The sequence below is a fragment of the Pseudomonas sp. K8 genome (assembly GCF_014889455.1).
Taxonomy (GTDB): Bacteria; Pseudomonadota; Gammaproteobacteria; order Pseudomonadales; family Pseudomonadaceae; genus Aquipseudomonas; species Aquipseudomonas veronii.
In genome coordinates, this window is the sequence record NZ_VJWO01000031.1 from 45,421 (window position 1) to 63,296 (window position 17,876).

Here is a 17,876-nt window from a genome sequence, read left to right on the forward strand (position 1 = left end):
GCTTTTTGCGCAAATAGAGAGTCGCAGGAATGAAGCCGTTCACCTCCCGTTATCTGCTCCTTGCCGCATTTTCCCTGCTGCTGGGCGCTTGTCAAAGTACCCCGCCCGCCGCCCCCGAGGCCCCGGACGCACGCGCTGTCGCCATCGCGCAACTGGAGCAAAACCTGGCCAGCAGCGAGCTGGCCACCGCCGAAGACCAACTGGCCGCGCTGCAAGCCCAGTCGCCCAACGATCCGGCGCTCGAGGCTTACCAGCGTCAACTGGCCGAAGCCTACCTGCAACGCAGTCAGATCGTGTTGCAAAAAGGTGATGTCAACGCCGCCGCTACCGCCCTCAGCCGCGCCCGCGCATTGATGCCCAAGGCTCCGGCGCTGACCGGTGGCGTCAACAGCGCCATCACCCATGCACGCAAAGCCGAGCTGGACAAAGCCGAGGCCGCCCTCAAGGCCGCCGAAACCAAGCCCGCCGCCAAGGTCATCGACCCGGCCGCGCAGAGCACCACCGTGGCGCTGAACCTCACAGACATCGAAGAGCTGCGCCATCAGCTGGATGCCATCGCCACCGACGTGGTGAATTACCAGTGCGATGTGACCATCCAGGCACCGCGCACCCAGGATTACCCGTGGCTGGCGACCTTGCTGAGCAAACGGGTCAAGCGCATTGATTCGGGCTACGACCTGACGATTCACCGGCAGATCCTGAAGACTATTCCGGCGCAGGTTGTGCTGATTCCGCGCAAGGCGGAATAAAGCCATCGGGGGCAAGCCCCCTCCCACATTTTGAACGGTGAATACATTCAAAGTGTGGGAGGGGCGGTGCGACGATTCGACTTGCCCCCGATGGCGATCTAACCACCAGCAGATGACTTAAGCCGGAACGGCCTTGGCCTTCGGCTCACGCTCCCAGACCCGATGCTGGGCAATCGCTTTAAAGAACGCCTTGAACGCCTTGGCATCCGCCCCCACGATCAACCCCGCATCCGCCTCGAGCTTGAGCAGGTCGAGCAAGGGCTGCGCGTCACTGGCCACGGCAATCGCCTTCAGGTGCTTGTAGGCCTCCAGCAGGTAGTGCAACGCCACACCGTCCCCACTCAACGCCTTGATCGACGCCTTACCGCCAGGCACGAACACCGCATCAAACGCAATCGAGGGCAGGCCTTCCATCGACGCATCCACCGCCAGATGCTTGCCATCGGCCGTGGTGACCGGCGCCGAGGTCGGCCCGAGCAACTTGGCGTGTGCGCCCTCGGCTTGCAGCGCTTTCTTCAATGCGGCAATTGCCGCGCCGTCGACACCATCGGCCGCCAGAATCGCCACCTTGCGCGTTTTGATATCGCCCGACAGCAGGTTCACCTGGCTCAACGCCGGCGACGCTTTCACCGACGCCTTGCGCGGCGGCACCGTGCCTTTGGTCGGTGCGGGCAGGCCCAGGTTCTGTGCAACGCGCCTGGCCAGTTCCAGGTCGATGTTGGCCAAAATCTCATTGACCTGACGGGCACGGATAACCTCGCGCTCCACCTTGCCCAACTCAAAACTGTAGGCCGCAATGATGTGCTCTTTCTCATGGTGGCTCATGCTGTTAAAAAACAGCGTGGCCTGGGAGAAGTGATCGCCAAACGACTCACTGCGCTCGCGCACCTTGTTGGCATCGACGCGCTCGTAATAGGTTTCGAAACCACCCTCCTGAGCCGCGGGCGGCGTTTCTTTCGGCCAACCGCCATCGATCGAATTCGGCTCATACGCGGCCCGGCCCTTATCGATCACAGTGCGATGCTGGGCATCCCGCTGCCCATTATGGAAAGGCACTACAGGCCGATTGATCGGCAGCTCATGAAAGTTCGGCCCACCGAGTCGGCTGATCTGGGTATCCGTGTAGGAAAACAGGCGGCCTTGCAGTAGCGGGTCGTTGGTGAAGTCGATACCCGGCACGATATGGCCAGGGCAAAAGGCGACTTGCTCGACTTCGGCAAAGAAGTTGTCGGGGTTGCGGTTAAGCACCATCTTGCCCAGCGGCGTAATCGGCACCAACTCTTCGGGGATGATCTTGGTCGGATCGAGCAGGTCGAAGTCGAACTTATGCTCGTCTTCTTGCGCAACGATCTGTACACCCAACTCCCACTCAGGGTAGTCACCGCCCTCAATCGCTTCCCACAGGTCGCGACGGTGGTAATCGGTATCTTTACCGGCAAGCTTTTGCGCTTCGTCCCACACCAGGGAACAGGTGCCGACTGTTGGATGCCAGTGGAATTTCACGAAGCTCGATTTACCTTCGGTATTGATCAAGCGAAAGGTGTGAATACCGAAACCCTGCATGGCACGCAGGCTTTTCGGAATAGCTCGGTCAGACATGGCCCAGATCACCATGTGCGCCGATTCCGGCTGCAGCGAGACAAAATCCCAGAACGTATCGTGGGCCGAGCCTCCGGTAGGCATTTCATTGTGCGGCTCAGGCTTTACCGCATGCACAAAGTCGGGAAACTTGATCGCATCCTGAATGAAAAATACCGGCATGTTGTTGCCCACCAGGTCGAAGTTGCCTTCCTCGGTGAAGAACTTCACGGCAAAACCGCGCACGTCGCGCACCGTATCGCCCGAACCACGTGGGCCCTGCACGGTGGAAAAACGCACGAATACCGGGGTTTTATGCTCGGGGTTACGCAGGAAACCGGCCTTGCTCAGCGCCGAATGGTTCTCATAGGTCTGAAAATAGCCATGCGCGCCCGTACCGCGCGCATGCACGATGCGCTCCGGGATACGTTCATGGTCAAAATGCGTGATTTTTTCACGCATGATGAAGTCTTCCAGCAGCGAGGGGCCGCGGGCACCGACTTTCAAGGTGTTCTGGTTATCGGAAATCTTCACGCCTTGGTTGGTACGCAGCGCCTGGCCGGTCGCGTCGCTACGGAATGCCTCCAGGGCCTGCAGCTTGGCGTTGGTGTTGCCACGGTTCAGGGTATCGGTGCCCGCCAGTTCACTCTTCGGCGGGATGGCTGGCTTGTTGGTACTCATCAGACAAAACTCCTTATTCAAAGTGGCCAGAGCGGTCCCCGGCTCGTTTGAGCAAAACCCCAGGCACGGCACCCGGGAAATCGAGTTGCTGAAGTAGTGACTGACACGAATTTGCACCGTTCCTTTTTTATGACCTTTGATCGCGTTATTGCCAAATCACTGGTTGAATGCGAAATAAATGCTAAGAACCGCTATACGGACAGGCTAAAATGCGCGCCCGGCTAACCGCTGATCCCTTTTCCATGCGCCCCACAAGGTTCGCTACGTGATCGAGTTTCATAACGTCCATAAAACCTACCGCGTCGCCGGTAAGGAAATCCCCGCGCTTCACCCCACCAACCTGCGCGTCGAGAACGGCCAGGTGTTTGGTCTGATTGGCCACTCCGGTGCGGGAAAAAGTACCTTGTTGCGCCTGATCAATCGCCTCGAGCAACCCAGCGGCGGGCAGATCAACGTCGATGGCGAAGAAGTCACGGCCCTGGATGCCAACGGCCTGCGCCGTTTCCGCCAGCAGGTCGGGATGATTTTCCAGCACTTCAACCTGCTGGCCTCCAAGACCGTCGCCGACAACGTGGCGCTGCCGCTGACACTGGCCGGCGAATTGTCGCGCAAGGCCATCGACCAGCGCGTCGCCGAACTGCTGGCGCGCGTCGGCCTGTCGGACCACGCCAAGAAGTACCCGGCGCAACTGTCCGGCGGCCAGAAGCAGCGCGTCGGCATTGCCCGCGCCCTGGCGACCAAGCCGAAAATCCTGCTGTGCGACGAAGCCACCAGCGCCCTTGACCCGCAGACCACCGCCTCGGTGTTGCAACTGCTGGCCGAGATCAACCGCGAGTTGAAGCTCACCATCGTACTGATCACCCACGAAATGGACGTGATCCGCCGCGTATGCGACCAGGTGGCCGTGATGGATGCCGGCGTGATCGTCGAGCAAGGCTCGGTGGCCGACGTGTTCCTGCACCCCAAGCACCCGACCACCAAGCGCTTTGTCCAGGAAGCCGATCAGGTCGACGAAAGCGAGCAGCGCGATGACTTCGCCCATGTACCGGGCCGCATCGTGCGCCTGACGTTCCAGGGCGAAGCGACCTACGCACCGCTGCTGGGTAACATCGCCCGCGAAACGGGTGTGGACTACAGCATCCTCGCCGGGCGCATCGACCGCATCAAAGACATCCCCTACGGGCAACTGACCCTCGCCATCACCGGCGGTGACATGGAAGCGGCCTTTGCCCGCTTCACCGCCGCCGACGTCCACATGGAGGTGCTGCGCTAATGGAAGTCCTGATGAGTTTCTTCGCCAATATCGACTGGTCCGAAATCTGGCTCGCCACCGGCGACACCATGACCATGCTGTTCGGTTCGCTGTTCTTCACCGTGCTGCTCGGCTTGCCCTTGGGCGTGCTGCTGTTTCTGTGCAGCCCGCGCCAGTTGTTCGAGCAAAAAGGCCTGTACGCGTTGCTGTCGCTGAGCGTGAACATCCTGCGCTCGCTGCCGTTCATCATCCTGTTGATCGTGATGATCCCGTTCACCGTGCTGATCACCGGCACTTCGCTGGGTGTGGCCGGTGCGATTCCGCCGCTGGTCGTGGGCGCAACGCCGTTCTTTGCGCGCCTGGTGGAAACCGCGCTGCGTGAAGTGGACCGCGGCATCATCGAAGCCACCCAGTCCATGGGGGCCAGCACGCGCCAGATCATCACCCATGCTTTATTGCCTGAGGCCCGCCCCGGCATTTTCGCGGCGATTACGGTGACGGCGATTACACTGGTGTCCTACACCGCCATGGCCGGCGTCGTCGGTGCCGGCGGCCTGGGCGACCTGGCCATCCGTTTCGGCTACCAGCGCTTCCAGACCGATGTGATGGTCGTCACGGTGGTGCTGTTGTTGATCCTGGTGCAAATTCTGCAAACCGTCGGCGACAAGCTGGTGGTGCATTTTTCTCGAAAATAACGGCTATTGCCGGCTACACGCCGATAAATGCCCGAACAAGGAGCTTGCTGGATGAAAAAACTACTGGTTGCTTTCGCCGCCGTCGCCGCGTTTTCGGCCCACGCCGAGACCATCACGGTTGCCGCCTCGCCGGTGCCCCACGCGGAAATCCTCGAATTCGTGAAGCCGGCACTTGCCAAAGAGGGCGTGGACTTGCAGGTCAAAGTTTTCACCGACTATGTGCAGCCCAACGTACAAGTGGCCGAAAAGCGCCTGGACGCCAACTTCTTCCAGCACCAGCCGTACCTGGATGAGTTCAACAAAGCCAAGGGCACGCACCTGGTGAGCGTCGGCGCGGTCCACCTCGAGCCTCTGGGCGCTTACTCCAGCAAGTACAAGACCCTGGCCGACCTGCCTGACGGCGCCAACGTCGTGATCCCGAACGACGCCACCAACGGCGGCCGCGCGCTGTTGCTGCTGGCCAAGCACAACCTGATCACCCTGAAGGACCCGACCAACATCCTGTCGACCATCAAGGACATCACCGCCAACCCGAAAAAACTCAAGTTCCGCGAACTGGAAGCCGCCACGTTGCCGCGCGTGCTGACCCAGGTCGACCTGGCGCTGATCAACACCAACTACGCGCTGGAAGCCAAACTGGATCCGTCCAAGGACGCCCTGGTCATCGAAGGCAGCGACTCGCCTTACGTGAACATCCTGGTGACCCGCGAAGACAACAAGGATTCGGACGCCGTGAAGAAGCTGGTCGCAGCCCTGCACACGCCTGAAGTGAAGAAGTTCATCGAAGAGAAGTACAAAGGCGCGATCAAGCCGGCGTTCTGATCCGACTCGCTCCCCAACACACCGCAGATCAAACAATCTGGGAGGGGGCTTGCCCCCGATAGCGGCAGTTCAGTCGATGCATACGTTGACTGACCCACCGCCATCGGGAGCAAGCCCCCTCCCACCTGTGTTTTGTGTTGCCTGTTATTTGCGCTGCAACAGCCCTGGCAACTGCGCCACCAGCTTCTGGTTGTTCAGCGGCGCACGAATGAACCCACGCTGGGTGCCATCCGGACCGATCAGCGCGAGGTTGCCACTGTGGTCGACCGTGTAGTTCGGCTTGGTCGTGTCCGCCGGAATGAACGGGATGCTCACCGCGTTCGACACCTTCTGCACATCGTCCACATTCGCGCCGGTCAGGCCTTCGAATTGCGGGTCGAAATAGCCCAGGTATTGCTTGAGCTGAGTCGGCGTGTCGCGGTTCGGGTCGACGCTGACCAGGATCACCTGCAACTTATCCACAGCCTCTTTGGGCAACTCGCTCTTGATCTGGCGCAGTTGGGCGAGGGTGGTGGGGCAGATGTCCGGGCAGAAGGTGTAGCCGAAGAACAGCAGGCTCCACTTGCCCTTCAACTCGTTGACCAGCACCGGCTGGCCGTCCTGGTTGGTCATGGTCACCGGCGGCAATTGGCGGCTTTGCGGCAGCAGGATGATGCCGGCATCGATCAAGGCGGTCGGGTCGCCCTGGCCCTTGCCCGAGAGCACTTTGTTGACGGTCAGGCCCATGATCAACGCGACAATGGCCACCAGAATGAAGACAGTTTTTTGGGTTCGGGTCATAGGTTCAACAATAAGTAGTGGTCTACGAGCAGGGCGATAAACAGCAGGAACAGGTACCAGATAGAGTACTTGAACGTGTTGATCGCCGCGTGCGGCTGAGCGCCACGGTACAGCACCCAGGCCCATTGCAGAAAGCGTGCGCCCAACACCAGCGCAGATCCGAGGTACAGCAGGCCGCTCATATGGATGACGTAGGGCATCAGGCTCACCGCCAGCAGGACGCAGGTGTAGAGCAGGATATGCACCTTGGTGTAGTGCTCGCCATGGGTGACCGGCAGCATCGGAATATCGGCCTTGGCGTATTCCTCCTTGCGGTGAATGGCCAGGGCCCAGAAGTGCGGCGGGGTCCAGGCGAAGATGATCAGCACCAGCAGCAGCGGCTCGGCGCTGACATGCCCGGTGACCGCAACCCAGCCCAACAGCGGCGGCGCCGCGCCGGCCAGGCCACCGATGACGATGTTCTGCGGCGTCGCGCGCTTGAGAAAGCCGGTGTAGATCACCGCATAACCGAGCAACGAAGCCAGCGTCAGCCAGGCCGCCAGCGGGTTGGTGAACGCCAGCAGCAGCGCCAACCCGGCAACAGCCAGAAACAAAGCAAAGGCCAGCGCCGCCCCGGGCGACACACGCCCCTGGGCGATCGGGCGCTTTTGCGTGCGCGCCATCAGCGTATCGATGCGCCGATCGACGACATGGTTGACCACCGCCGCGCCACCGGCACACAGGGCGATCCCCAGATTGCCGAAGATCAGCACCGCCCACGGCACCCCGGCGCGGGTGGCGAGGAACATGCCCACCAGCGAGGTGATGAGCATCAGCACCACCACTTTCGGCTTGGTCAGCTCCAGGTAGTCACGCCAGATCGCCTGGCCGTGACGCGCGCCGATCAAGGTCGCCATGGCATCTCTCCTTTGAGGGTGATAAGGCCCGATACGTGTTTACGCGGGCTGAAGCGCCAGCCGAACGGCATCTGGCGGCGCACCCGGACCAGGCTGGTACGGGCGTGGTAATTGACCAGTACCAGGGTCAGCAACAAGGCTGCGCCACCGGCGTTGTGACCGACCGCCACCGGCAGCGGCAGGTGGAAATACACGTTGCTCAGGCCCAGGCCGATCTGTGCCGCCAGGGCGATCAGCAGCAGGCCCGCGAGCCGGGTCATGCCCACCGCGCGCAGCTGCCAGGCCAGGCCCAGCAATACCAGGGTGACCAGCAGCGCGCCGATGCGGTGGGTCAGGTGAATGGCCGTGCGCGCGTCGCTGTCGAGCTGGCCGCCGAGGTAATTGGGGCCGATGTGCTGGGTCAGGTGGAAGCCATTGGCAAAGTCCGCCGCCGGCCACCACTGGCCATGGCAGGTGGGCAAATCGATACAGGCCACCGCCGCGTAGTTGGAACTCACCCAGCCGCCCAGTGCGATCTGGCCGATCACCAGCACCAGGCCGGCGGTGGCCCAATATTGCAGGCGCTTGGGCACGATCAGCGCGGGCAGCACGCCGGACAGGCGCAGGGTCAGCAGAAACAACAGGCTCAAGGTCGCAAAGCCGCCCAACAGATGCCCGGTCACCACTTGCGGCCAGAGCTTGAGCGTCACCGTCCACATGCCGAACGCCGCCTGGGCGAACACCACCGCCAACAGGAACAGCGGCAACTTCACCGGCTGGCCGGGGTCACGCCGATGCTGCCACGAGCGCGCCGCCAGCAGCACGATCAGCAGGCCCAGGGTGCCGGCAAAGTAACGATGGACCATCTCGCTCCAGCCTTTGTCGGCCTCCACCGGCGTGTCCGGGAAATGCAACTCGGCATGGGCCAACTGGGCGTCGCTTTGCGGCACGCTGATAAAGCCGTAGCAGCCCGGCCAATCCGGGCAACCCAGGCCGGCGTGGGTCAGGCGCGTATAGGCGCCAAGCAATACGACAATCAGCGCCAGCAAGGTGGCAAACAGCGCGAGGCGAAATCCAGGTTTGGCCATGACGATGCCCTTATCCGATGTTCGACAGTTTCAGCAGGTGGCGCAGGTCGTTTAGCAAGTCCTTGCCCTTGACCGTCGTGTCGTAGCGCAGCACCAGGTTGCCGTGGGGATCGACGATCCACAGTTGCGCCTCGCCCGGTGCGGCGGCGGCTTTGCCGAAGGTCGTCAGGTCCAGCGGGTAGCGTTGCAATTGCGGGTATTCGGCCTTGAGCCTGGCCTCGTAATCGGCGCCGACCGGCTGCGCACTGGCCAGGGCATGACTGGCCCGGGACGCATCGCGGCCGAGGCCGATCTGCAGCTGCCGCGCCAGGTACACCAGTTGCCGACACTCGGCGGCGCAGGCGCTGGGCGCCGTGACGAGCAACTGCCAGCGCTGTTCGTCCGCCTGCACACCGATATCGGCGCGGGTCTGGCCGTTGCCGATCAGTTCGCCGTGGTAACTGCGACTGTCCGGCACCCAGAACTGCAGCTTGTACATAAAGGTGGCGAGCGCCATCGGGCCGATCACCATCAGCAGGATCAGAATCAGCTGCCAGCGGCCTTTGCGCCGGTCGGGCGTCGCTGGCGCATCAGACATGTTGAGTGGATTCATGGCCGCTCCCATGGTGCTTCTCCTTTGCGTTGTGCCATCCGAGGTAGAGGTAAAGGCTGAGCAGCGCCAACGCCATGGCGAACCATTGCACCGCATAGGCCAGGTGTTTTTCCGGCCCCATGGCAACGATGGGCCAGGTGGTTTCGTAGGTGCCGGGGCCGGCTTCGGCGCGCAGTTCGTAGGCAAAACCGCTGCGCCCCAGCTCAGCCCACAACGTGGCCGGATGCAGCGCGGTGAGCAGGCGCGGCCAGTGCGTGGTCGCCGGGTCGGCGTGCAACTGGAAGGTTTCGCCGGGCGCGACATACACCCAGGCGTCAAGATTCACCGGCTGTTCCGGCGTGCTGAAGACGGGCGGCGCGCGCCGATCCGGCCAGGGCAACCAGCCGCGATTGAGCAGCAGCCACAGGCCGCTGGCCTGGTCGTGAAACGGTTGCAGCAGCTCGACGCCGGCCTTGCCATTACGCATGCGGTTGTCGAGCAACACACTGTGCTCGCCGTCGAATTGACCGCGCAGATGCACGCGACGGAAGGCCGGATCAGCCATGCTGTCGAGTTGCGCACTGCCCACCGGCTCAGCGGCGCGGCGCTCGGCGTAGCTGTCCACCATCAGCTGTTTTTCATGGCCGCGCGACAGTTGCCAGAACCCCAGGCCCACCATCAGCGGCAGCAACACGAGCACCACCAACGTCGGCGCGATACCGGGGCGAAAGCGCTGGATGGCACTGGCTATACTGGATTTCATCGCCCCTCCCCTATAAGCCCTGGAGCCAGACCATGCTCAAAGCCGCCATTGCCCTGATGCTGATCGCGACCGTCGCGAGCCTGTTCAGTGGCTTGTTCTTTCTGGTCAAGGACGAGGGCCACTCCAACCGCCTCGTCACCGCCTTGACCGTGCGTGTCGTACTGGCCGTGATCACCGTGGCGTTGATCGCCTGGGGCTTTTTCAGCGGCCAGTTGGTGTCGCATGCGCCTTGGTAGCGCGCCTCACAGCACATACACGAAGAAAAACAGGCCGATCCAGACCACATCCACAAAGTGCCAATACCAACTGGCCGCCTCGAAACCGAACTGGTGCTCGGCATTGAAGTGCCCGCGCAAGATACGCATCAGCATCACGAACAAAATAATCGTGCCGATGGTCACGTGGGCCCCGTGAAAACCGGTGAGCATGAAGAAGGTCGCGCCGTACACGCCGGAGCCCAACGTCAGGCCCAGCTCTTTGTAGGCGTGGATGTACTCCTCGGCCTGGAACCCAAGAAACCCCAGGCCCAGCAGCACCGTGATCGCCAGCCAGAGCTTCAGCGCACCGCGATGGCCTTTGCGCAGCGCATGGTGGGCGATGGTGATCGTCACGCTGGAACTCACCAGCAGGATGGTGTTGACCAACGGCAGGCCCCACGGGCTGATGGTGCCTTCGGGCGCGGGAAACAGCGTGGGATCTGGGTTGTTGAGCAGCGGCCAGACAAACTCGAAATTCGGCCACAGCATATGCGCGATGCCTTTGGAGCCTTCGCCCGCCAACCACGGCGCCGACATATGCCGCACATAAAACAGCGCACCGAAGAACGCGATGAAGAACATCACTTCGGAAAAGATGAACCAGGTCATGCCCCAGCGGAACGAGCGGTCCATCTGCGCGCTGTACAACCCGGCACGGCTTTCCTTGATCACCGCGCCGAACCAGCCGAACAGCATGTAGGCCAGCAACAGGCCACCGACGAAAAAGATCCACGGCCCGTGGGATTCCGGGCGCGCAGCCTTCAGGTCGTTGAACCACACGCCCAGGCCATACACGGTGATCAGCAGGCCAACCGTGGCAATTATCGGCCATTTGCTTTGCGCTGGTACGTAGTACGTATCATGAGTCGACATGTATTCGCTCTCCTGATTGAGCGGGCAAACAGTAGCTAGCCGCCGCTATGGACAGCCACGGGCGGTTGGCGCGCGGTGATATCAAACAGCGTGTACGCCAGGGTCAAATGCTTCACATCCTTGGGCATGTCGCGATCGACAATGAAGCGCACTGGCATTTCGATGCGCTCACCGGGTTGCAGCACTTGCTGGGTGAAGCAAAAACACTCGGTCTTGTGGAAGTACATCGCCGCTTCAGCCGGGGAAATGCTCGGGATCGCCTGGGCAGTCATCGGCTTATCGCTGGGGTTGTAGGCCACGAAGAGCATCTCGTTGACCGCGCCGGGGTTGACCACGATCTCATCGGCCTTGGAATGGAACTCCCAGACCATGTCGATGGCATTGGTGGACAGGAACTGCACCCGCACCTGGCGCGACGGATCGACGATCTGCTCGCCCTCATACTGCCCGGCCGTCTTGCCGTTGATGCCGAACGCCTTGCACATCACGTCGTAGATCGGCACCAGGGCAAAGCCGAAAGCGAACATCGCCAGCACCAGGATCAACAGGCGGGTGACCAGGCGCTTGAGTGGCACGGAGTCAGCCATGGCGATCACCCGACAGTGTGGGAGGGGATTTGTGGAAGCCGGTTCATTTGACCTCCGGTGGCGTGGTGAAGGTGTGGTACGGCGCGGGCGAGGGCACGCTCCACTCCAGGCCTTCAGCGCCGTCCCACGGCTTGGCCGGTGCTGGCGGGCCGCCGCGGATGCACTTGATCACGATAAACAGGAAGAATATCTGCGTGGCACCGAACATGAACGCGCCGATGGACGAGACCATGTTGAAGTCGGCGAACTGCAGGTTGTAGTCCGGCACCCGACGCGGCATGCCGGCCAACCCGACGAAGTGCATCGGGAAGAACGCCATGTTCATGCCCACGAAAGACAGCCAGAAGTGCAGCTTGCCCAGGGTTTCGTCGTACATGTGGCCGGTCCATTTCGGTAGCCAGTAGTAGGCCGAGGCGAAGATGCCGAAGATTGCGCCAGGCACCAGTACGTAATGGAAGTGCGCCACCACGAAGTAGGTGTCGTGGTACTGGAAGTCTGCCGGCGCGATGGCCAGCATCAAGCCGGAGAAACCGCCGATGGTGAACAGGATCACGAACGCCACCGCAAACAGCATCGGCGTCTCGAACGTCAGCGAGCCTTGCCACATGGTGCTGACCCAGTTGAACACCTTCACCCCCGTCGGGACGGCGATCAGCAGGGTGGCGTACATGAAGAACAACTCGCCCACCAGCGGAATGCCGACCACGAACATGTGGTGCGCCCACACGATGAACGACAGGAACGCGATACTCGCCGTGGCGTAGACCATCGAGGTGTAGCCAAACAGCGGTTTGCGCGAAAAGGTTGGGATGATCGAGCTGACGGCGCCGAAGGCCGGCAGGATCATGATGTACACCTCGGGATGGCCGAAGAACCAGAACACATGCTGGAACAACACCGGATCACCGCCGCCGGCGGCACTGAAGAAGCTGGTGCCGAAGTGGATGTCCATCAGCATCATCGTCACGCAACCGGCCAGCACCGGCATCACCGCGATCAGCAGGAAGGCGGTGATCAGCCAGGTCCACACGAACAGCGGCATTTTCATCAGGGTCATGCCCGGTGCGCGCAGGTTGAGAATGGTGGCGACCACGTTGATCGCGCCCATGATCGAACTGATGCCCATCAGGTGGATGGCGAAGATGAAGAACGTCACGCTTTCCGGGGCGTAGGTGGTGGAGAGCGGGGCGTAGAAGGTCCAGCCGAAATTCGGCCCGCCGCCCGGGGTGAACAGGGTCGAGACCAGCAGCAGGAACGCCGCCGGCAGCAGCCAGAAGCTGAAGTTGTTCATGCGCGGCAGGGCCATGTCCGGCGCGCCGATCATCAGCGGGATCATCCAGTTGGCCAGGCCGACGAACGCCGGCATCACCGCGCCGAACACCATGATCAAGCCGTGCATGGTGGTCATCTGATTGAAGAACGCCGGCTCGACGATCTGCAGGCCGGGCTGGAACAGCTCGGCGCGGATCACCATGGCGAACGAGCCGCCGAGCAGGAACATGGTGAAGGCGAACCACAGGTACATCGTGCCGATGTCTTTGTGGTTGGTGGTCAGCACCCAGCGCATCAAACCCTTGGCGGGGCCGTGGGCATGGTCACTGGCGTGGCCATGGTCATCGATCACAGCGCTCATGGCCGTTCTCCTGCAAACGAGTGGGCGGGGCGGTTCAGCGCATTCGCAATGAAGTGAGTCATTTGCTTTCCGCCTGTTTCAGAGCCAGCACGTCTTTGGGCGTGACCATGTCGCCTTTGTTGTTGCCCCAGGCGTTGCGCTCGTAGGTCACCACTGCGGCGATATCCACTTCCGAGAGTTGCTTGCCGAAGGCGGCCATGGCGGTGCCGGGCTTGCCGAAGTAGACGCGGTGCAAGTGGTCTTCCTTGCTTCCGGTGGCGATCGGCGAACCCTTGAGTGCCGGGAACATCGGCGGCAGGCCCTGGCCTTCGGCCTGGTGACAGGCCACACAGCTGGTGTGGTAGACCTTGTCGCCACGGGCGACCAGTTCGTCCAGCGTCCACTCCTTGGAGGTCAGCTCCTTGAGCTGAGCGGCCTCGGCCTTGCGCTCGCCGAGCCAGGTGTCGTAGTCGGCCTTGGACTTGACCTCGACCACGATGGGCATGAAGCCGTGGTCCTTGCCGCACAGTTCGGCGCACTGGCCCCGGTAGATGCCGGGCTTCTCGATACGGGTCCAGGCCTCGTTGATGAAACCGGGGATGGCATCGCGCTTGACCGCAAAGGCCGGCACCCACCAGGAGTGGATCACGTCCGCGGCGGTCACCAGAAAACGCACCTTGGCGCCCACCGGCAGCACCAGCGGCTGGTCGACTTCCAGCAGGTAATGTTCGCCTTTGGTGGCCTTGTTGTGGATCTGCTCGGCGGGAGTGGCCAGGTTGCTGAAGAACTCCACATCCTGGCCGAGGTATTTGTAATGCCACTTCCACTGATAGCCGGTGATCTGGATATCGATGTCCGATTCCGTGCTGTCGTAGATGTTGATCAGGGTCTTGGTCGCCGGAATGGCCATCGCCACCAGGATCAGCAAGGGCACTACGGTCCAGAGGATTTCCACGGTGGTGCTTTCGTGGAACTTGGCGGCCACCTGGCCCGTAGACCGGCGGTGAAGGATCATCGACCAGAACATCGCGCCAAATACGACAATGCCGATCACTACACAGATCCAGAAAATGGTCATGTGCAGGTCGAACACGGCGTGACTGACTTCTGTCGCCCCTGGTGCCATATTCGTTGTCCAGGCGGCATGCGCCTGACCGAATACTGACCACAACAGGAGGCCCATCCAAACATGTGGATGTCGCGTCATTGCGGGTTCCCCTTATCGTTCTTGTTATCCCGCCGGTGTGCACCTGCGTCGAAGGGAGCGGCTTCCATACTGCTTACAACCGCTTAGCCTCACCTGCTTATGCAGTCTGGCGTCATCAGCTAATCGCGTACAAAACCGAGTATAGACAGCACCTGCCACCCCGCAATGTGCAGGGGCAAATGAGCTGAAACAGACGGACGGGGCCCATAAGACCGGGGGCGGAATCGTTTATCCGACGAACGATGGCAATTCGATATAACAGCGGCGCATAACCATGAAATAATTATGACAAATGCGTCTTAGACGCTTGTATAAACGAACTACCTTGTCCTTTCCCTTTTCCTACGCCTGCTTCACTGGAGCTTTCATGAACACCGCCGCATTGCGCGAGCAGATTTCCCGTGCCCATCAACACGAAGCCAGCACCGGCCAACTGGCCCAGCAACTCGAGAAACAATTACCGCACCTGCATTCGGCCATTACCCTGGCGGAGGGCGATCGTAACCTCGTCATGACACGCTTTGTCACTGCCTACGTCGACCTCGTCCCGGACCTGCTGGACGCCGCCAACGACGTAGCCCGCGAGGCCGGTATCGAAAGCCAGGTCAAGCCGGTACTGAAGATTGCCGAGCAGTTTTTCCTGCAACCGCCAGCGATTCTGGCGGGCCATATCGGTCTCGACGGCCTGCTGGACGAGGCCTACCTGGCCCATCGCCTGGTCGAAGAGGTCAATGACCTGTATATCAAGCATTTCGGCCAACCGTTGATTCCAGCGGACACCACCGTGGCCAATCTGATTGCCCATCAACTGATCGGTGAAACCTTTGCCAACCAGTTGGACGAAGCCGTACACCATGCGGTAGATGAAATGCTCAGCGAAGACAGCTTTGCGCTGGAATCGGTCGAGGCCTACCGCGAGCAGCTCAAAAGCCTGGCAACCGAAGCAGCGTGGAAGCGCTGGCCGTGCCTGTCGCGCAAGTTGGGCATTGAGTTGGAACTGGATCAGCAGGCCTGAATCTTCGACCTGACGCTAAACACATGCGGGAGAGGGCAAGCCCCCTCCCGCATTTTTGATCCGGTTCCGTCAGTTGGTAAACGGCGCCGAACCGATCCTCGTCGTGGTCCGCACCCGACCTTCCAAGCGACGCTTCAACCCCCGCGCCTCGATCACCAGCTTCGCGCCCTTGGCCGCATTGGCCCGACCCCACTCCTCCAGCAACTCCAGGCAAGAATGGTCGATGTAACTGAGGTTGTTCAGCGGTACATGCAGGGTGTTTCCCGCCGGCACCGTCGACAGCACACGGGTTAATGCCGGCACTTTCAGAAAAGTCGCCGCGCCGCTCAAACGCAATTCCATTTCACCGTGGCCGGGCAAATCGATCAGGCTGATTTTCAGGCGCGAAGCCTTGAACGCCAGTTTCAGCAACGTCAGCCCGAAGCCCACCAGCACGCCGGTCAGCAGGTCGGTAAAGACGATCGCCAGCGCCGTGGCCGCATAGGTAAACATCGGCATCCGCCCGTAGCGGCCCAACGCGCGGAACGCCTTGACGTCCACCAACTTGATCCCGGTGTACACCAGCACGCCCGCCAGGCTCGCCACCGGAATGCTTTGCAGCACGCTCGACAGCAACAGCACGAACCCCAGCAGCCACACGCCATGGAACATCGCCGACAAGCGCGTGGTGGCGCCGGCCTGCACGTTGGCCGAGCTGCGCACGATCACACCCGTCATCGGCAAGGCGCCGACCAGGCCGCAGAGCATGTTGCCCACGCCTTGCGCGGACAATTCCTTATCGAAGTCAGAACGCTGACCACTGTGCATGCGGTCGACCGCGGCGGCCGAAAGCAGGGTTTCGGCACTGGCTATAAACGCCACGGCGAACGCGGCGATCAACAATTGGGGATCGGCCAGGTTCAGCAAGTCGCTGGGGCGCAGCCAATCGATGGCGTCGGCGAGGTTTTCCGGCACCTCCACGCGCTTGACCTGCAACGCCAGTACCAGGCTGGCCAGCGTTGCCAGGCCCACACCCAACAAGGCGCCCGGCACAAACCGCAGCGGTTGCGGGCGGAACTTATCCCACAGGTACATCACCAACATGGTCGACAGCCCCAGCAAACCGGCCTGCCAGCCAAGGCCGCCGCCCAGGGTAGGCACCGCCGCTGCCAACGCGGCCGGGAAGCCCGCCAGGTTATCCAGCCCTGATGGCTGGGGCGCACCGTCGAGCATCACATGGACCTGCGACAGCACAATCAGCACGCCGATCCCCGCCAACATGCCGTAGACCACCGCCGGCGCCGTGACACGGAACCAGCAGCCCAGGTGCAAACGCCCGGCCAGCAGTTGCAGCAAGCCGGCCAGCAGCAGGATCGGCCCGAGCATCGGCATGCCGTGCTGGCGCACCAGTTCGAACACCAACACCGCCAACCCCGCCGCCGGCCCGCTGACTTGCAACGGCGACCCCGCCATCCAGCCCACCACCAGGCCCCCGATGATGCCGGTGATCAGGCCCTTGGCCGGCGGCATGCCGGAAGCGATCGCGATCCCCATGCACAAGGGCAGGGCGACCAGAAACACTACCACGGAGGCCAGCAGCTCCCGAGGCAACACAGCTTTTAATTGAGCAGCACGCATGATGACTCTCCCGAGGCATTCGCCGGGCGCGGCAAAGCCTGGCTGCATCCATGGCAGCCACCGCTCTACCCGGCAGGGAAGTGTGTTAGAAGCGCGCTTTAGGCGTCGCGGAGGGGATTGGTTCGGTGCCGTTCAGCGGTCGAAACGCCGCCTTTTCCGCATCGTAGGCGCGGATTTCACTGGTCTCGATGTTGTAGATCCAGCCATGGATAAACAAATGACCATTGGCCATGCGCGAAGCCACGGACGGGTGGGTGCGCAAATGCTGCAACTGGGCGATGACGTTTTCTTCGGTCAGCATCTTCATGCTCTCGCCTTCATTGGCGCAGTCGCAGTTGTCGTGAACCATGGTCTTGGCGACTTCGGCGTGCCGCAGCCAGGCCTTGACTGTCGGCATCTTCTCCAGGCTCGCAGGGTTGAGCACCGCGCGCATCGCGCCGCAGTCGGAGTGCCCGCACACGATGATGTGCTGCACGCCCAGGGCAAGGACCGCATATTCGATGGCCGTGGAAACGCCGCCGTTCATCTGCCCGTAGGGGGGCACCACGTTGCCGACGTTACGGGTCACGAACAGGTCGCCGGGCGAGCTCTGGGTAATCAGCTCGGGCACGATGCGCGAGTCGGCGCAGGTGATGAACATCGCCCGAGGGTTCTGGGCCGTGGCGAGTTTCTTGAAGAGTTCTTCTTGCTGAGGGAAGACGTCGTGATGGAAATGCAAAAAGCCGTCAACGATGTGCTTTAGCGCTGCATCGGCGGACTCCGCCACTTGAGCGGCTGAAGCCGACGCAGCCAACGGCTGTTTATCCTTGTCACTCATGATTCATCCTCTTGATTAATGCAGGGGAGGGTTCAGG

18 protein-coding genes are annotated in these 17,876 nt (G+C 61.6%); 6 read left to right on the forward strand and 12 right to left on the reverse strand.

Translation table 11 applies throughout. The annotated features are described in order from the left end of the window. The first annotated feature begins 29 nt into the window (after positions 1-29). Positions 30-749: a PA5502 family lipoprotein gene (locus INT12_RS20045; protein ID WP_193058982.1), complete on the forward strand. Its 720-nt coding sequence runs from the start codon at positions 30-32 to the stop codon at positions 747-749. Between the two features lie 117 nt (positions 750-866). Here the strand turns inward: INT12_RS20045 and katE are convergent, their stop codons facing one another. Beyond that, a complete protein-coding gene (gene katE / locus INT12_RS20050; RefSeq protein WP_226926257.1) occupies positions 867-3,029 on the reverse strand; it encodes a catalase HPII in 2,163 nt (720 codons plus the stop codon). Positions 3,030-3,273: 244 nt separating this feature from the next. On the opposite strand from katE, the gene INT12_RS20055 reads away from it, so the two are divergent. The 3 genes from INT12_RS20055 to INT12_RS20065 are packed head-to-tail and all read left to right on the forward strand — an operon-like array spanning position 3,274 to position 5,777. Continuing rightward, a complete protein-coding gene (locus tag INT12_RS20055; protein ID WP_017849017.1) occupies positions 3,274-4,281 on the forward strand; it encodes a methionine ABC transporter ATP-binding protein in 1,008 nt (335 codons plus the stop codon). After that, the gene (locus tag INT12_RS20060) at positions 4,281-4,955 is read left to right on the forward strand and encodes a methionine ABC transporter permease (protein WP_017849016.1); all 675 of its coding nucleotides are present in this window, start codon (positions 4,281-4,283) and stop codon (positions 4,953-4,955) included. The genes INT12_RS20055 and INT12_RS20060 overlap by 1 nt, the downstream gene beginning before the upstream one ends. 51 nt (positions 4,956-5,006) lie before the next feature. After that, entirely contained in the window at positions 5,007-5,777 is a 771-nt protein-coding gene (locus tag INT12_RS20065; RefSeq protein ID WP_017849015.1) for a MetQ/NlpA family ABC transporter substrate-binding protein, read from the forward strand. Between the two features lie 144 nt (positions 5,778-5,921). Here INT12_RS20065 and INT12_RS20070 read toward each other — a convergent pair whose 3' ends face one another. Genes INT12_RS20070 through INT12_RS20090 form a run of 5 tightly spaced genes read right to left on the reverse strand, consistent with a single transcriptional unit; the run spans position 5,922 to position 9,854 of the window. After that, positions 5,922-6,557: an SCO family protein gene (locus tag INT12_RS20070; protein WP_017849014.1), complete on the reverse strand. Its 636-nt coding sequence runs from the start codon at positions 6,555-6,557 to the stop codon at positions 5,922-5,924. Further along, positions 6,554-7,453 carry a heme o synthase gene (gene cyoE, locus INT12_RS20075; RefSeq protein ID WP_046381540.1) on the reverse strand — a complete coding sequence of 300 codons (900 nt, stop codon included), beginning with the start codon at positions 7,451-7,453 and terminating at the stop codon, positions 6,554-6,556. Before cyoE ends, INT12_RS20070 begins: the two co-directional genes overlap by 4 nt. Further along, positions 7,441-8,520: a COX15/CtaA family protein gene (locus tag INT12_RS20080; protein WP_102618186.1), complete on the reverse strand. Its 1,080-nt coding sequence runs from the start codon at positions 8,518-8,520 to the stop codon at positions 7,441-7,443. Before INT12_RS20080 ends, cyoE begins: the two co-directional genes overlap by 13 nt. 10 nt (positions 8,521-8,530) lie before the next feature. Next, positions 8,531-9,124: a hypothetical protein gene (locus INT12_RS20085; protein ID WP_026140286.1), complete on the reverse strand. Its 594-nt coding sequence runs from the start codon at positions 9,122-9,124 to the stop codon at positions 8,531-8,533. After that, positions 9,090-9,854, reverse strand: coding sequence for an SURF1 family protein (locus tag INT12_RS20090; protein ID WP_046381542.1), 765 nt, complete (start codon positions 9,852-9,854; stop codon positions 9,090-9,092). The genes INT12_RS20085 and INT12_RS20090 overlap by 35 nt, the downstream gene beginning before the upstream one ends. Positions 9,855-9,886: 32 nt before the next feature. Between INT12_RS20090 and INT12_RS20095 the strand changes: the two genes are divergently transcribed. Next, positions 9,887-10,090 carry a twin transmembrane helix small protein gene (locus INT12_RS20095; protein ID WP_017849009.1) on the forward strand — a complete coding sequence of 68 codons (204 nt, stop codon included), beginning with the start codon at positions 9,887-9,889 and terminating at the stop codon, positions 10,088-10,090. 6 nt (positions 10,091-10,096) lie between these two features. Here the strand turns inward: INT12_RS20095 and INT12_RS20100 are convergent, their stop codons facing one another. From INT12_RS20100 to coxB, 4 genes are read right to left on the reverse strand one after another with little or no spacing between them, the layout of a single operon-like run. Further along, the gene (locus INT12_RS20100; protein WP_017849008.1) at positions 10,097-10,984 is read right to left on the reverse strand and encodes a cytochrome c oxidase subunit 3; all 888 of its coding nucleotides are present in this window, start codon (positions 10,982-10,984) and stop codon (positions 10,097-10,099) included. A gap of 35 nt (positions 10,985-11,019) precedes the next feature. After that, positions 11,020-11,571 carry a cytochrome c oxidase assembly protein gene (locus INT12_RS20105; protein WP_026140285.1) on the reverse strand — a complete coding sequence of 184 codons (552 nt, stop codon included), beginning with the start codon at positions 11,569-11,571 and terminating at the stop codon, positions 11,020-11,022. A gap of 43 nt (positions 11,572-11,614) precedes the next feature. Continuing rightward, a complete protein-coding gene (gene ctaD, locus INT12_RS20110; protein WP_017849006.1) occupies positions 11,615-13,204 on the reverse strand; it encodes a cytochrome c oxidase subunit I in 1,590 nt (529 codons plus the stop codon). Positions 13,205-13,262: 58 nt separating this feature from the next. Next, positions 13,263-14,390, reverse strand: a complete 1,128-nt coding sequence (gene coxB, locus INT12_RS20115) for a cytochrome c oxidase subunit II (RefSeq protein WP_026140284.1) — start codon at positions 14,388-14,390, stop codon at positions 13,263-13,265. Between the two features lie 367 nt (positions 14,391-14,757). Here coxB and INT12_RS20120 point away from each other — a divergent pair, with 367 nt between their 5' ends. Next, positions 14,758-15,405, forward strand: a complete 648-nt coding sequence (locus INT12_RS20120; protein ID WP_017849004.1) for a hypothetical protein — start codon at positions 14,758-14,760, stop codon at positions 15,403-15,405. A gap of 69 nt (positions 15,406-15,474) precedes the next feature. On the opposite strand, the gene INT12_RS20125 is transcribed toward INT12_RS20120, so the two are convergent. Together INT12_RS20125 and INT12_RS20130 are read right to left on the reverse strand one after the other, a co-directional pair. Next, positions 15,475-17,022: a SulP family inorganic anion transporter gene (locus INT12_RS20125; RefSeq protein ID WP_193039648.1), complete on the reverse strand. Its 1,548-nt coding sequence runs from the start codon at positions 17,020-17,022 to the stop codon at positions 15,475-15,477. Positions 17,023-17,107: 85 nt separating this feature from the next. Then, positions 17,108-17,839: a carbonic anhydrase gene (locus tag INT12_RS20130; RefSeq protein WP_017849002.1), complete on the reverse strand. Its 732-nt coding sequence runs from the start codon at positions 17,837-17,839 to the stop codon at positions 17,108-17,110. Positions 17,840-17,876: the final 37 nt, after the last annotated feature.